We start from the raw sequence: 14,479 nt of genomic DNA, 5'->3' as shown, positions 1-14,479 counted from the left end.
CCGGAAGACCCTGGAACGGCTTGTCTTTATCTGAGTACCCGACGCCTAGAAGCCGTCAGAACCCAGGGCCGCCGCCCACATGTCCCTTCATCAAATCAACCATGTCAAAGAGCGACAAAAACCGACGCACCGTCTAACCCCTTTTTCTCGGGGCGACCTGTGCGCCTGGATTTTGGTGACCGCCGCGTCGTTCCGGTGAGGAGCACCGCGTCGGTGGAGTGGCTTCTATGCGTGACCTTTCGACCCGTCAACAGCCTTGTGAAACTTTCTGTCTTTTTTTCGAAACAGAGCCCAGAAACCGCAGAAATCCGCGGTTTTCTATCGATCCGTCCGGCGCCGCGATGACGGTTCGATGACCCTTTCGGGCGAGAATCGCTCGAATCACCCCCGAATCACGCGCGAATCTGCCTTCGAATCCGAATTCCGGATACGGTTCACGCCTGCGAAACTGCGCAAATTCGCGCCTTTCGGGCGGTTTACGGCGCATAAACAGGAACGGGCGCATAGCGCGCGGGATGAGCGATACCATGCGGGCCAGTTCCGAAGCCGAAAGCGCCGCGCTGCGCCAACAGGTGCGCAGCGCCGTGATCTGGCGTTCGGGCACCCAGATCTTCGGCCAGCTGCTCACCTGGGCCTCGACCTTCATCGTCATCCGGATGCTCGGCCCCTCGGCCTATGGCCTGTTCGCGATGACTCAGGTGATCCTGGTCCTGCTCAACATGCTCAACGGCTATGGCCTGGCCAGCGCGCTCATCCAGCGCAAGGACGCCGGCCGCCACGCGCAGCGCCAGCTGTTCGGCATGCTGATCCTGCTCAACTTCGGACTGGGCGCGATCCAGTTCCTCGCGGCGCCCGCCGCCGCTGCCTATTATCGCCAGCCCATGGTGGCCGACCTGCTGCGCGTGCAGGCACTCCTATACATGGCCACCCCCTTCATCGCCCTGCCCCAGGCGCTGCTCTCGCGCGCGATGGACTTCCGCAGACAGGCGCTGGTCAACTTCGTCTCGGCGCTCGCCGGGGCGATCACGGCACTCGCCGGGGCGCTTGCCGGCATGGGGGTATGGACGCTGGTTGCCGCGCCGATCGCATTGTTCTTCACTCGGGCGATCGGCATGACGATCGCGGCGCGCTCGTTCCTGTGGCCGAGCTTCGACTTTCGCGGCGCCGGCGACATTGCCCGCTATGGCGGCGTGATGGCCACCGGCCAGCTCTTCTGGTTCGCGCAGAGCCAGGCCGACGTCTTCATCGCCGGCCGGCTGTTCGATCCGCATATGCTGGGCATCTACACGACCAGCCTGTTCCTCACCCAGATCTTCGTCTCCAAGTTCGTGCCCCCGCTCAACGAAGTCGCCTTCTCCGCCTATGCGCGGCTCAAGGACGACAAGGCCGCGGTCGCCGCCGCCTTCACCAAATCGGCGCGGCTGATCATGGTGGTCGCCATGCCCTTTTATCTGGGCATGGCGGCAACGGCCGACCCGCTGGTCGCAGTGGCGCTGGGGCCGAAATGGCTCGAGGCGGCCCCGGTGGTGCACTGGCTCGCGCTCGCCATGCCGATGATGACGCTGCAAGTGCTCTATGCCCCGGCCAGCGACGCCTGCGGCCGCCCGGGGATCAGCGCCCAGAACGCGGCAACCGGCGCGCTCTGCCTGCCGATCGCATTCCTGATCGGGGTGCATTGGGGGCTGATGGGACTCGTCGCCGCGTGGTTCGCCGCCTATCCGGTCTATCTCGCGGTCTCGACCTGGCGGACGCTGCCGGTGATCGGCGTGAAGCTCGGCGCGCTGCTTCGGGCGATCGCTCCGCCGGTATGCGCCGCCGGCGCGATGGCGCTGCTCGTCACCGGACTCGATTCGCTGCTGCCGCCGCTCCCGGCGCTTCCGCATCTCGCGCTGCTGGTGAGCGCCGGCGGCCTCATCTATGGCGGGCTGCTCTTCCTGTTCGCGCGCCCGGTCCTGATCGAATCGATCAACCTGATCCGCAACCGCCACGGATAGAATGGGCAGGGCCCCGCAAGGGATCACACCGCCTGGATATAGGCGCGCATCGCATCCGCTTCCGATTCGATGCGTTCGATCCGATACTTCACCAGGTCGCCGATCGAGACCAGGCCGATACAGGTATCGCCCTCGACCACCGGCAAGTGGCGGATACGGCGGCGCGTCATCAGCGCCAGCGCGCCGAGCACGCTCTCATCGGGCGAAACGGTGATCGCCGGCGCTGTCATCACCTCATGCACCTGGCGCGCGAGCGCCCCGGCGCCCTCACGATCAAGGCAATAGATCACGTCCCGTTCGGAAAAAATGCCGGCCACCGCGCCACCGGACATCACGGGCACGGCGCCGATCCGCTTCGCGGCAAGCAGCGCGACCGCATCGGCCACCGTCCGCTCGCCATCGATCGAGACCACTTCGTGCCCCTTGCCCCCCAGGATCGCTGCGATCGTCATCGCCATCACTCCAGATTCGGGTCCAGGCGGTTGAGTCTCCCATAGATCGCCCCCAATTGCAAAACATGGACGCGCCGCACGGCCTGGACGATCCCGAATATGCCGCCTTCGCCTGGGCGCGCTATCGCCGCATCCTGGGCTGGATGGCGCTGGCCGCGGCGGCCTCCGCCGCGCTCGCGATCCTGGTCCTGTGGCACTGGCTGGGCTGGCTCAACCTGACCGTGATCCTGGCCACCGCGCTCGGCGTGTTCTTCACGATCCTGCTGGGCGCCATGCTGATGGGATTGATGTTCCTGAGTTCGGGCACCGGCCATGACGCGCAGGTGGAGGATCGGCTGAAGGACGAAATAGAAATCGGCGACTGAGCCTTCGCCCAGCCGCCGATCCCGTTTCGCTGATTTTCAGGCGCGCGCAGCGCCGATCAGGCAGTCGCTTCCGCATCCTCGGCGCGGGTGCGGCGGCGACGCGGCTTCTTTACCGGCTCTTCCGCTGCCTCGGCCGGGGCCGGCTCGATCACGCCAAGCGCGGGCGGGAGCACCGCGGCGTCGATCGCATGGCTTTCCTCGACGGCCTGGGCCTCCTCGCGGCGCGGGCGGCGGCCACGGCGCGGTGCCGGTTCCTCGCGCGGCGCGCGCTCTTCAGCCGCGGCTTCGAAAAGCTCGCCTTCGACGGCATGGCCATTGCCATAGCCATTGGCGCGGCCGTTGCGGTCCTCACGCTCGCGGCGGGGCTGACGCTCCTCGCGCTCGCGGCGCGGCGGCTGCTGGGCACGCTGCTCCTGCTGCTCTTCCGCTTCCTCGGCGCGATTGCCGTCGGCCTCGACGTCGAAATCCTCGTCGTCGCCGTCGAAATCGTCGCGCTGGCGGCGCTGCTGGTTCTGCTCCTCGAAGCGCGAGCGGCTCTCGCTCAGCACGCGGAAATAATGATCCGCGAACTGGAGATAATATTCGGTGTTGACCCGATCGCCCTGCATCTGGGCGTCGCGCGCCAGATTCTTGTACTTCTCGAGCAGTTGGGCAGCATTGCCGCGCGCACGGTTGTCGATGCGATTCCCGTTACCCTGGCCGGGGTTACCGCCCTGGCGCTGCTGTTGCCCGCCACGACCACGACGGCGGCCGGCCTGACGATTGTTCATCAAGGTCTATATGTCCTGTCTTGTTTACGCTGTCCGTCGGTCCAATTCCTGGGTCCCGGATGCAGTTTACAAATGCGCGCCAACGCCTCGGAAGGCGCGACACGCCTGCCATGGCCACCGGACTGCAGCGGCTATCATGACCTGAATCGGGGCTGTGCTTTTCACGGCCCAAGTTTCAACGGCTTGGTTGAAAGTGCCCTACCCCGTCGCTGTCTTAGCCGGTGCAGCACCAATGTCCAAGCAGAAATATGTGTCGTTTTCGCGTCGTTTCAAGTCAGGAGCAGTGCGCGCGGCCGCTCTCCCAGATCCTTGTACAGAGTCACGGCAAAACCGCTATTCCGGGCAATCGCGGATACCGGCTCGGCCTGGGTCCAGCCGATCTCCAGCACGGCGGCGCCGCCCGGCGCGAGCAGGCGCCGCAGATCGGGGACGATACGGCGATAATCGTCCAGCCCCTCGGCCCCCGCGAACAGCGCCGAGCCCGGCTCATACCGGCGGACCTGCTCGGGCAGCGGCTCCTCCGTCCCGATATAGGGCGGATTGGCGAGAATCAGGTCGAAGCGGTCGTCGAGCCCCTGCCCCCAATCACCGCGCCGGAACCCGGCGCGCGCCGCCATCCCCAGCGCCGCGGCGTTGCGCCGGGCATAGTCGAGTGCAACATCCGAAGCGTCCACGCCCAGCCCGCGCGCCTCGGGCCATTCGGCGAGCGCGGCGAGCAACAGCGTGCCGGGGCCGGTGCCCAGGTCGAGGATCCGCGCAGGGGCGTTCGCCCCGAAATAGTCGACCGCCGCCTCGATCAGCGTCTCGCTGTCGGGCCGCGGGATCAGCACGCCGGGACCGACAGCCAGCTCGATCGTCCAGAAGGCGCGGCGGCCGGTGATGTACGCCACCGGCTCATGCGCCAGCCGGCGGGCGACCAGCGCTTCCAGCGTTTCGGGCACCGGGTCGCCGAGGTGGCGCAGGATCATCGATTCGCGCGTGGTGCCGAGGGCTTGGGCGGCGAGGAGTTCGGCATCGAGCCGCGGCGAATCGGAAACGGCTTCGAGCGCATGGGCAGCCTGGTTGAGGGCGGCGCGAACACTCATTGGTTGTTGCACGAAAAGGCCCAGACCAGTGCCTTGGCCGCGCGATCATCGATCCCGCCATGCACCTTCCGCAACTCCCGTACCGCCCATTCGCTGCCCTTCCATAGGCCATGCGTGCGCCAATCGGGCTGCATGTGGCCAAGCTCGCCGAGGATGCAAAGCATGGGGATTTCCACGGCCTGTGCCCGCGCGATGCCCAGTGCCTCGACGACCGCGGACCAATCGGCCTGCGGATGGCTCGCGCGCTGATAGCCCAGATAGGCGGAGATGGCCGTATTGATGTCGGCCATGTCGCTCACGAATCGAGCTGCGCCAGCCGATCCGCCTCGTCCTGGGCGACGAGCGCGCCGATCAGCTCGTCCAGTTCGCCTTCCATCACTTCGGGCAAGCGGTGGAGCGTCAGGTTGATGCGGTGATCGGTCACGCGGCCCTGGGGGAAATTATAGGTGCGGATGCGCTCCGAGCGATCCCCCGAGCCGACCATCGATTGCCGCGCGCCCGCCCGCGCCGAGGCGAGCCGGTCGCGCTCGGCCTCGTAGAGGCGCGTGCGCAGCACCTTCATTGCCTTGGCCTTGTTCTTGATCTGCGAGCGCTCGTCCTGCTGGATGACGATCGTGCCGGTGGGCAAATGGGTGATGCGCACAGCCGAATCGGTGGTGTTGACGCCCTGCCCGCCCGGGCCCGAGGCCCGGTAGATGTCGATGCGCAGATCCTTGTCGTCGATCCGGATATCGGCCTCTTCCGCTTCCGGAAGCACCGCCACCGTCGCCGCCGAAGTGTGGATGCGCCCGCCCGCCTCGGTGGCCGGCACGCGCTGCACCCGGTGCACGCCGCTCTCGAATTTCAGCTTGGCGAACACGCCGGTCCCGGTGACGCTGAGCACGACTTCCTTGTAGCCGCCGAACTCCGATTCGGAGGCCGAGATCAGCTCGATCTTCCAGCCCATGCGATCGGCATAGCGCTGGTACATGCGCAGCAGGTCGCCGGCGAAGAGCGCCGCCTCGTCGCCGCCCACGCCGGCGCGGATTTCGAGCATCGCCGGGCGCGCATCGGCCGCGTCCTTGGGCAGCAGCGCGAGGGCGAGGCCGCGCTCGGCATCGGCGAGCGCGGCCTCGTTGGCGTGCAGCTCTTCCGCCGCCAGCGCGCGCAGTTCGTCATCGGGCTCCTGCGCCATCGCCTGGAGCGATTCGCCCTCGGCACGCAGCCGCCGGACCTCGCCCGCGGCAAGCGCCACCGGCTCGATCTCGGCATATTCCTTGGACACGGCGACAAACCTGTCGCCGCTGAGATCGCCGGTCGCCATCTGCGCCTGCAACTCGTCGCGCCGCGCCTCGATCGCGGCGATGCGGTCGGCGGGGATCTTCATCGCGCAGCGACCAATGCGGCCACGGCATCCGAATCGACCGCGTCGGCACGGATCACGCGCTGGCTGATCAAGAGCTCGCCGTCGCGCGCCTGGAACGAGAGCGTCATCGCGGGCTCCGCCTTGAGCGCGCGGTCATAGCGCTTCTTGGCACTGCCGGTCGCGAACAGCTCGGCGCTGAAACCCGCGTTGCGGAGTCCGGCGAGCAAGCCGATCGCAGTCCCTTCGACACCCGCAGTCTCGACCACCACCGCGACCTGCATCCGCTCCGCCGCCGGCTCCGGGATCAGCATCGCCAGCCGCTCGACGCCCGCGGCCCAGCCCACGCCCGGCGTCTCGGGGCCGCCGAGATTGCCGACCAGCCCGTCATAGCGGCCGCCCGCCAGCACGGTGCCCTGCGCGCCCAGCCGGTCGGTGACGAACTCGAAGGCGGTGTGGCGATAATAATCGAGTCCGCGCACCAGCCGCGAATTACGCGTCCAGGCGACGCCGGCCGCGTCGAGCCCGTCGGTCACCGCCTTGAAGAAGGCCGCGGCCTCCTCGGTCAGATAGGCGTCGATGTCCGGCGCGCTGTCGGCGATCGGGCGGTCCTGCGGGTCCTTCGAATCGAGGATGCGCATCGGGTTCTTCTCGAGCCGGACCAGGCTGTCCTCGCTCAGCTGATCCCTGTGCGCCTCGAAATGCGCGACCAGCGCCGTGCGCCAGGCGTCGCGCGTCTCCGCGTCGCCCAGCGTGTTGAGCTGGAGTGTGACGCCCTCGATGCCGAGCGCGCGCAGCAGCTGGTCGGCGAGCACCAGCAGCTCGACGTCCGCCGCCGGCTCGGCGGCGCCGAGGATCTCGGCGTCGAGCTGGTGGAACTGGCGGAAGCGGCCCTTCTGCGGACGCTCATAGCGGAACACCGGGCCCGAAGTGACGAGCTTGAGCGGCGCATATTGCTGCCAGCCCTCGGTGACGTAGGCGCGGCAGATGCCGGCGGTGAATTCGGGGCGGAGCGTGATCAGGTCGCCGCCCTTGTCCTCGAAGGTGTACATCTCCTTCGAGACGACGTCGCTGGTCTCGCCCATCGAGCGGGCGAACACGCCCGTCGCCTCGAACACCGGGATGTCGACGCGCTGGAAGCAATAGAGCTTGCGGACATGATCGAATATCTCGAGCACGCGGGCGAACCTGCGCTGCTCGTCGCCGAAAATGTCCTGGGTGCCCCGGATGCGGTTGGGCGTTTCGATGCGTGCCATATTGGCGGGCGCCAATAGGCCGGTTCCGCGCCAGCCGCAACGCGGAGATTGATCGCCCCCATAACCGCAGGGCACGCTGCAACAAGCTGGCAATTGTTGCGCCAGGTAACCAATCGTGGAAACGTGCGGTCTGCGGGGCCCGCTTATCGCGTTTCCGGCATATTTCTTGTGTTGCACTGCACAGTGGGCTGCACAAGGAACATCGTCATTAAGCACCGCGCCGGAGTCGGCGCCTTGATCCGGGTTGAAGAATTGCGCCGAATCACCCTCGCCGGCTCCCGCCGACCTGCCTTTGTCCTGCTCTCGACCATGTTGCTGCTCGCGTCCTGCGGCAGCGGCAGCCAGACCGCCCAGAAAAAGGGCGCGGGCGGCCCGCCCCAGGTGGGCTTCGTGGTGGTCCAGCCGGGGCAGGTGCCGGTGGTCGCGGAACTGACCGGGCGGGTTAACCCCTATCAGGTCTCCGAGATCCGGCCGCAGGTGGCCGGCATCGTCCGCAAGCGCTTCTTCACCGAAGGCGCGATCGTCCGCCAGGGGCAGACGCTCTACCAGATCGACCCCAGCCTCTATGCGGCCAGCGTGGCCGAAGCCTCGGCCAGCCTGCAGAACGCCCGGGCCAGCGCCGAGGCCGCGCGGATCAAGGCCGATCGCTACAAGCCGCTGGCCGATGCCGAGGCGGTGTCGAAGCAGGACTATACCGATGCCGCGGCGGCGGCGCGCCAGGCGAGCGCGCAAGTCGCCCAGACGGGCGCGCAGCTGCAGACCGCGCGGATCAACCTGCACTTCACGCGCGTCCCCGCGCCGATCACCGGCCGCATCGGCCGCTCGCTCGTCACCGAGGGCGCGCTGGTGACGACCAACCAGGCCGATCCGCTGGCGGTGATCCAGCGGCTCGATCCGATCTTCGTCGACATCCAGCAGTCGAGCACCGAACTGCTCGCGCTGCGCCGCGCACTGGCGCAGCAGGGCGTGACGCCGGGCAGCGCCAGCGTGCGCCTGAAGCTCGAGGACGGCAGCGAATATGGCACGACGGGCACCGTCGAATTCTCCGAGGTGATGGTCGACCAGAACACCGGCACCGTCACGCTGCGCGCGCGCTTCGCCAATCCCGAGGGGATGCTGCTGCCGGGCATGTTCGTCCGCGCGGTCTTCACCCAGGCGATCGACACCCGCGCCTTCCTGGTGCCGCAACAGGCCGTGTCGCGCGACGCCAGGGGCACCGCCCAGCTCTGGGTGGTCGGCCCGGACAACAAGGCAGCGCGCCGCGACGTGACCGCCGAGCGTACCCAGGGCGCCTATTGGGTCATCACCAAGGGGCTCAACCCCGGCGACAAGGTGATCACCCAGGGCATCGCCAACCTGAAGCCCAATGCCGATATCCGCCCGGTCCCGGCCGACACGCCGCAGAAGATCGAGCAGCCCCGCAAGGGTCAGGACGCCGGCGCATCCAAGTCGAAGGGCAGCTGAGCACTCATGTCGCGCATCTTCATCGATCGCCCGATCTTCGCCTGGGTGATCGCGATCATCACCATGCTGATGGGCCTGGGCGCCGTCTTCTCGCTGCCCATCGCGCAATATCCCGACATCGCGCCGCCCCAGGTCAACATCCGCGCCACCTATCCCGGCGCGTCGGCGGAGACGGTGCAGAACTCGGTGACGCAGATCATCGAGCAGAACCTGACCGGCATCGACGGGCTGCTCTATTTCAGCTCCTCGTCCACGTCGCGCGGCCAGGTGACGATCAGCGCCACCTTCGACAAGGGCACCGATCCCGACATCGCCCAGGTGCAGGTGCAGAACCAGGTGCAGGCCGCACTCTCGCGCCTGCCCAACCAGGTGCAGCAGCAGGGCGTGCGCGTCACCAAGTCCAACCCGGACACGCTGCTGCTCGTCGGCGTCTATGACGAGACCGACAAGCGCACCAATCGCGACGTGTCCGACTGGCTCTCGTCCAACCTGCAGGACACGCTGTCGCGCCTGCCGGGCGTGGGCGACGTCAACGTGTTCGGCTCGCCCTATGCCATGCGCATCTGGCTCAACCCCTCGGCGCTCGCCAGCTACGGCCTGATGCCGAGCGACGTGGTGAACGCGATCACCAGCCAGAACACCGAGATCGCCGCCGGCGAGATCGGCGGCCAGCCGATGCCGGCCACCCAGATGCTCAACGCGACGGTGACCGCCCAGTCGCGGCTGCAGACGCCCGAGCAGTTCGCCAAGATCATCCTCAAGACCCAGACCAACGGCGCGCACGTGCTGCTGAAGGACGTCGCCCGGATCGAGCTGGGCGCCGAGAACTACAATGCGGTCAGCCGCGTCAACGGCCATCCCGGCTCGGGCATCGCGATCAGCACCGCGCCGGGCGCCGACGCGCTGAAGACCGCCGAACTGATCAAAGCGACGGTGGCGGAGGCGGCCAAGGAGTTCCCCGAGGGCTTCAACTACGCCTATGCCAACGACACCACCGAGTTCATCAAGCTCTCGATCGACGAAGTGGTGAAGACGCTGGGCGAGGCGATCGCGCTCGTCGTCATCGTCATGTTCGTGTTCCTGCAGAGCTGGCGCGCGACGCTGGTGCCGATGATCGCGGTGCCGGTGGTGCTGCTCGGCACCTTCGCGGTGTTCTATGCGCTCGGCTATTCGATCAACACGCTCACCCTGTTCGGCCTGGTGCTGGTGATCGGCCTGCTCGTCGACGACGCGATCGTCGTCGTCGAGAATGTCGAGCGCCTGATGGAGGAAGACCCCGAGCTTTCCCCGCGCGAGGCGACGATCAAGTCGATGGACCAGATCCAGGTGGCCCTGGTGGCGATCGCGCTGGTGCTGTCCGCCGTGTTCCTGCCGATGGCGTTCTTCGGCGGCTCGACCGGCGTGATCTACCGCCAATTCTCGGTCACCATCGTCTCGGCGATGGTCCTGTCGGTGCTGGTCGCGCTGATCCTGAGCCCGGCGCTGACCGCCACGGTGCTCAAGCGCAAGAAGGACATGGCCGAGCCCGGCTCCGGCTGGTTCTCGCGCCGCGTGCCCCTTGTCGGCCGCTGGGGCCGCATCGGATCGGAGAAGTTCAACCGCGGCTTCGAGTGGACGGTCGAGCATTATACCCGCACCATCTCCTATGTCGTCGATCGCAAATGGATCTTCCTGCTGATCTACCTGCTGGTCTGCGCGGTGCTGGTGCTGATGTTCTACCGGCTGCCCACCGGCTTCCTGCCGACCGAGGACCAGGGCGCCGCCAGCGTCCAGTTCCGCCTGCCCGCCGGCGCGACCCAGGCGCGCACCCAGGAAGTGCAGCTCGCGGTCGAGAAATATCTGCGCGAGCAGGAGGGCAGGAACGTCCGCACCATCTTCACTGTCACCGGCGGCGGCGGCGGCGGCGGTGCCAGCGGCCAGAATACCGGTCAGGGCTTCGTCAACTTCGTCTCGTGGGACGATCGTCCGGGCAAGGAGAACAGTGCCGACGCGATCGTCCAGCGCGCAGCCGGCGCCTTCCGCAACTTCCGCGACGCCCAGGTCTTCGCGCTGGTGCCGGCCGCGATCCGCGGCCTCGGCCAGTCGAACGGCTTCACCCTCGAGCTCCAGAACACCAGCGGCATGTCGCGCACCGACTTCGTCGCCGCCCGCGACAGGCTGCTCGCCGCGGCCAATGCCGATCCCGATCTCCAGGCCGTGCGCCTGTCCGACCTGCCCGACGTCTCGACGCTCAACATCCAGATCGACCAGGAGAAGCTCGCGGCGCTCGGCCTCACCCAGGCGGACGTCAACAACACGCTGTCGACCGCCTGGGGCGGCCGCTACGTCAACGACTTCATCGATCGCGGCCGCGTGAAGCGCGTCTATGTCCAGGGCGACGCGCCCTATCGCGCCGAGCCCCAGAATCTCGGCGAGTGGTTCGTGCGCGGCAGCAACGGCACGATGACGCCTTTCTCCTCCTTCGCGACGATCAGCTGGGCGACCGCGCCGACCACCGTGTCGCGCTTCCAGGGCATCTCGTCCTTCGAGTTCCAGGGCCAGCCGGCCCCGGGCAAGAGCTCGGGCGACGCGATGAAACGCATGGAGGAACTCGCCGCGCAGATCCCCGGCACCAGCATCGCCTGGGCGGGCCTCTCCTATCAGGAGCGGCTGGCCGGCGGACAGGCGCCGTTGCTGTACGGCGTCTCGCTGCTCATCGTGTTCCTGTGCCTGGCGGCGCTGTACGAGAGCTGGTCGATCCCGGTCGCCGCGATGCTGGTGGTGCCGCTCGGCCTGATCGGCGCAGTGTTCGCGGTGACGCTCCGCGGCCTCCAGAACGACGTCTATCTGCAGATCGGCCTCCTCACCACCATGGGCCTGGCCGTGAAGAACGCCATCCTGATGATCGAGTTCGCCGAGCGCGCCGAGAAGGAAGGCAAGCGCGTGATCGAAGCCGCGATCGAAGCCGCCCGCATCCGCTTCCGCCCGATCGTGATGACCAGCCTGGCCTTCATGTTCGGCGTGCTGCCGCTGGCGATCTCCACCGGTGCCGGCGCGAACAGCCGCATCGCGATCGGCACCGCGGTGATCGGCGGCATGCTGACCGCACTGATCCTCGCCATCTTCTACATCCCGCTGTTCTTCGTGCTCGTCCGCCGCGGCGTGCGCGATGCGCTGAAGGCGCTGCGCGAGCGACGGGCCCGCAAGCGGGAGGCACAGGCATGAAGCGCGCGGTCCTGACCCTGCTCCTCAGCACGGCGCTCGCCGGCTGCTCGATGGAGCCGAAATATGCCCGGCCCGAAGCGCCGGTGCCGCCCGGCTGGCCGGCGGGCGATGCCTATCTCAAGGCCGATGAAGCCGCGCTGCCCAGCGTCACCTGGCAGGACATCTTCAAGGACCCGCGGCTCCAGAAGCTGATCGGACAGGCGCTGGCCAACAATCGCGACCTGCGCGTCGCCGCGGCCAATATCGCCGCGGCGCGCGCGCAATATCGCATCCAGCGCGCCGACCGCATTCCCGAGCTCGATGCCGGCGCGGGCGCGACCGTGGCACATGGCAGCAGTACCGGCGCCGCCACCACCGGCGGCACCCGCGCCAACTTCTCGGGCAATGTCAGCATCCCCGCCTTCGAGCTCGACCTGTTCGGCCGCGTCGCCTCGCTCACCCATGCCCAGCAGGACCGCTGGTTCGCGACCGAGGCGGCGGCACGCGCCACGCGCCTGACGCTGATCGGCGACATCGCGGCCGCCTGGCTCAACCATGCGGCGGACGCGAGCCTGCTCAAGATCGCCCAGGACACCGCGGCCAATGCCGAGCGCGCGGTGGCACTCACCGATCGGCGCTTGCGGGGCGGCATCGCACCGCGCACCGACCTGGCCCAGGCGCAGCAGACGCTCGCCACTGCCCAGGCCGACGTGGCGACGCAGAAGACTGCGCTGGCGCAGGACGTCAACGCGCTCCGGCTGCTCGTCGGCGCCGATGTCGATGCCGCGCTGCTCTCCGCCGCGATCGAGGAAGCCGCTCCCACTGTCGCCGAGCTGCCCGCCGGCCTCGATTCGGGCGTGCTGCTCCGCCGGCCGGACGTGGTGCAGGCCGAATATACGCTGCGCGCCGCCAATGCCCAGATCGGCGCCGCCCGCGCCGCGCTGTTCCCCCGCATCTCGCTCACCGGGCTGCTCGGCTTCGCCAGCAACGCGCTGACCGGACTCTTCTCGGGCAACGGCTTCAACTGGTCGGGCGGCGCCAGCGCCAGCTATCCGATCTTCAACGCCGGCGCCGGCCGGGCGGGCGTGCAGCTGAGCGAGGCCCAGCGCGACGCGGCGCTCGCCACCTATGAGAAATCGATCCAGACCGCTTTCCGCGAAGTCGCCGACGCGCTCGCCCGGCGCGGCACCATCGCCGATCAGCTGAAGGCCAATACGAGCAACCTGGCCGCGGCGCAGGACAGCTATCGCCTGGCCGAGGCGCGCTATCGCGGCGGGATCGACAATTTCCTGGCGAACCTGGTCGCGCAGCGCTCCTATTACACCGCCCAGCGCGGACTGGTGAGCACCCGGCTGGTCGAGGCGACCAATCTGGTGACGCTCTACCGCACGCTGGGGGGTGATTCGCTGCTCACCGTCACGCCCTCGGGCCCGCAGCCCTAGGTTGGGGACTCATATTCCTTCAATCGTCATCCCCGCTATTCCTTCCTTAGTCATCCCCGCGAAGGCGGGGATCCAGGGTAATGCGGGATATCGGCACCACCGCGCGAACGCCATCCGGAGCGGGCAGCACCCCGCCATCTCGGCTCCGCACCTGGCCCTGGATCCCCGCCTTCGCGGGGATGACGACGGAAAATCAGATACTTGTTTGGGTTCTCAACCTAGGACGTATCGACAGTCAATAGATCCTCCCCCGGAGGGAGAGGAATGCAGGCAATAACAGCTCCCACCCTTCCGCCCGCTCCGCTTCGCCGCTATCGGTTGCGAAGCGAAACGGGAGTGGAAGATGGCCTACGAGACGATCCTGACCGAACGTGCCGGCGACGTGCTGGTGGTCACGCTCAACCGGCCCGATCGCCTCAACGCGGCGCCGCCCGCGATGTTCGACGAGATCCGCGACGCGCTGGCGAAGCTGGACGGCGCCCGCGCGGTGCTGCTCCAGGGTGCCGGCCGCGCCTTCTGCTCGGGCGCCGATGTGGCGAGCGGCGCGCTCGCCTCGGCCGATCCCGGCACGGCGACCCATGCCGCGCTGACCGATCACTATAATCCGACGATCCTCGCCGTCACGCGCCTGGGCGTGCCGGTGGTGAGCGCAGTGCGCGGCCCCGCCGCGGGCATCGGCTGCAGCCTGGCGCTCGCCGCCGATTTCTGCGTGGCGAGCGACACCGGCTATTTCCTCCAGGCCTTCGTCAATATCGGGCTGGTGCCCGATGGCGGGGCGACCTGGCTGCTGCCGCGCCTCGTCGGCCGTTCGCGCGCGGCGGAGATGATGCTGCTGGGCGAGAAGCTGCCCGCGACGAAGGCGCGCGACTGGGGGCTGGTGCACAGCGTCGTCTCGGACGAGCAGCTCGAGCATGAGGCACTGGCGCTCGCCGCCCGCCTCGCCGCCGGCCCCACCGTGGCGCTCGGCATGATCCGCCGGGGGATCGCCCAGGCCCTCGAATCGACGCTGGAGGAAACGCTGGCGATGGAAGCGAATCATCAGCGCAGCGCGCGCGGCACTGCCGATTCGATGGAGGGCGGGCTGGCCTTCCTCCAGAAGCGCAAGCCGAACTTCACCGGGAAGTAG

The 14,479-nt window shown here is 68.0% G+C and carries 12 protein-coding genes; 6 read left to right on the top strand and 6 right to left on the bottom strand.

Translation table 11 applies throughout. The annotated features are described in order from the left end of the window. The first annotated feature begins 515 nt into the window (after window positions 1–515). A complete protein-coding gene (locus FFS08_RS16575; protein ID WP_137864759.1) occupies window positions 516–1,994 on the top strand; it encodes a lipopolysaccharide biosynthesis protein in 1,479 nt (492 codons plus the stop codon). Between the two features lie 23 nt (window positions 1,995–2,017). Here the strand turns inward: FFS08_RS16575 and FFS08_RS16570 are convergent, their stop codons facing one another. Beyond that, window positions 2,018–2,446, bottom strand: coding sequence for a CBS domain-containing protein (locus FFS08_RS16570; RefSeq protein ID WP_137864758.1), 429 nt, complete (start codon window positions 2,444–2,446; stop codon window positions 2,018–2,020). A gap of 65 nt (window positions 2,447–2,511) precedes the next feature. Here FFS08_RS16570 and FFS08_RS16565 point away from each other — a divergent pair, with 65 nt between their 5' ends. After that, window positions 2,512–2,811 (top strand): hypothetical protein, encoded by a 300-nt coding sequence (locus FFS08_RS16565; protein WP_137864764.1) that lies wholly within the window; start codon window positions 2,512–2,514, stop codon window positions 2,809–2,811. Between the two features lie 56 nt (window positions 2,812–2,867). On the opposite strand, the gene FFS08_RS16560 is transcribed toward FFS08_RS16565, so the two are convergent. The 5 genes from FFS08_RS16560 to hisS form a co-directional block, all read right to left on the bottom strand. Then, window positions 2,868–3,581 (bottom strand): DUF4167 domain-containing protein, encoded by a 714-nt coding sequence (locus tag FFS08_RS16560; protein WP_137864757.1) that lies wholly within the window; start codon window positions 3,579–3,581, stop codon window positions 2,868–2,870. A 269-nt stretch (window positions 3,582–3,850) separates the two neighbouring features. After that, entirely contained in the window at window positions 3,851–4,666 is an 816-nt protein-coding gene (prmC, locus tag FFS08_RS16555; protein ID WP_137864756.1) for a peptide chain release factor N(5)-glutamine methyltransferase, read from the bottom strand. Beyond that, on the bottom strand, window positions 4,663–4,956 hold the full coding sequence (locus FFS08_RS16550) for a hypothetical protein (RefSeq protein ID WP_137864755.1): 294 nt from the start codon (window positions 4,954–4,956) through the stop codon (window positions 4,663–4,665). The genes prmC and FFS08_RS16550 overlap by 4 nt, the downstream gene beginning before the upstream one ends. Before the next feature lie 5 nt (window positions 4,957–4,961). Continuing rightward, a complete protein-coding gene (gene prfA, locus FFS08_RS16545; protein WP_137864754.1) occupies window positions 4,962–6,032 on the bottom strand; it encodes a peptide chain release factor 1 in 1,071 nt (356 codons plus the stop codon). After that, window positions 6,029–7,264, bottom strand: a complete 1,236-nt coding sequence (gene hisS, locus FFS08_RS16540; protein WP_137864753.1) for a histidine--tRNA ligase — start codon at window positions 7,262–7,264, stop codon at window positions 6,029–6,031. The genes prfA and hisS overlap by 4 nt, the downstream gene beginning before the upstream one ends. Before the next feature lie 309 nt (window positions 7,265–7,573). Here hisS and FFS08_RS16535 point away from each other — a divergent pair, with 309 nt between their 5' ends. The 4 genes from FFS08_RS16535 (at window position 7,574) to FFS08_RS16520 (ending at window position 14,479) form a co-directional block, all read left to right on the top strand. Beyond that, entirely contained in the window at window positions 7,574–8,728 is a 1,155-nt protein-coding gene (locus FFS08_RS16535) for an efflux RND transporter periplasmic adaptor subunit (protein WP_137864763.1), read from the top strand. A 6-nt stretch (window positions 8,729–8,734) separates the two neighbouring features. After that, window positions 8,735–11,932 (top strand): efflux RND transporter permease subunit, encoded by a 3,198-nt coding sequence (locus tag FFS08_RS16530; RefSeq protein ID WP_137864752.1) that lies wholly within the window; start codon window positions 8,735–8,737, stop codon window positions 11,930–11,932. Next, a complete protein-coding gene (locus FFS08_RS16525) occupies window positions 11,929–13,353 on the top strand; it encodes an efflux transporter outer membrane subunit (protein WP_137864751.1) in 1,425 nt (474 codons plus the stop codon). The genes FFS08_RS16530 and FFS08_RS16525 overlap by 4 nt, the downstream gene beginning before the upstream one ends. A gap of 343 nt (window positions 13,354–13,696) precedes the next feature. Further along, a complete protein-coding gene (locus FFS08_RS16520) occupies window positions 13,697–14,479 on the top strand; it encodes an enoyl-CoA hydratase-related protein (RefSeq protein ID WP_137864750.1) in 783 nt (260 codons plus the stop codon).

It is taken from the genome of Sphingomonas sp. 1F27F7B (assembly GCF_005503355.1).
In the GTDB taxonomy this organism is placed as follows: domain Bacteria; phylum Pseudomonadota; class Alphaproteobacteria; order Sphingomonadales; family Sphingomonadaceae; genus Sphingomonas.
Note: the sequence above shows the minus strand (reverse complement) of the source record. Positions and strands in the feature narration are given on the sequence as shown.

Coding starts and splice junctions, on each gene's coding strand:
- FFS08_RS16575 (WP_137864759.1), top strand. CDS start 516: ATGAGCGATACCATGCGGGCCAGTTCCGAAGCCGAAAGCGCCGCGCTG.
- FFS08_RS16570 (WP_137864758.1), bottom strand. CDS start 2,446: ATGACGATCGCAGCGATCCTGGGGGGCAAGGGGCACGAAGTGGTCTCG.
- FFS08_RS16565 (WP_137864764.1), top strand. CDS start 2,512: ATGGACGCGCCGCACGGCCTGGACGATCCCGAATATGCCGCCTTCGCC.
- FFS08_RS16560 (WP_137864757.1), bottom strand. CDS start 3,581: ATGAACAATCGTCAGGCCGGCCGCCGTCGTGGTCGTGGCGGGCAACAG.
- prmC (WP_137864756.1), bottom strand. CDS start 4,666: ATGAGTGTTCGCGCCGCCCTCAACCAGGCTGCCCATGCGCTCGAAGCC.
- FFS08_RS16550 (WP_137864755.1), bottom strand. CDS start 4,956: ATGGCCGACATCAATACGGCCATCTCCGCCTATCTGGGCTATCAGCGC.
- prfA (WP_137864754.1), bottom strand. CDS start 6,032: ATGAAGATCCCCGCCGACCGCATCGCCGCGATCGAGGCGCGGCGCGAC.
- hisS (WP_137864753.1), bottom strand. CDS start 7,264: ATGGCACGCATCGAAACGCCCAACCGCATCCGGGGCACCCAGGACATT.
- FFS08_RS16535 (WP_137864763.1), top strand. CDS start 7,574: ATGTTGCTGCTCGCGTCCTGCGGCAGCGGCAGCCAGACCGCCCAGAAA.
- FFS08_RS16530 (WP_137864752.1), top strand. CDS start 8,735: ATGTCGCGCATCTTCATCGATCGCCCGATCTTCGCCTGGGTGATCGCG.
- FFS08_RS16525 (WP_137864751.1), top strand. CDS start 11,929: ATGAAGCGCGCGGTCCTGACCCTGCTCCTCAGCACGGCGCTCGCCGGC.
- FFS08_RS16520 (WP_137864750.1), top strand. CDS start 13,697: ATGGCCTACGAGACGATCCTGACCGAACGTGCCGGCGACGTGCTGGTG.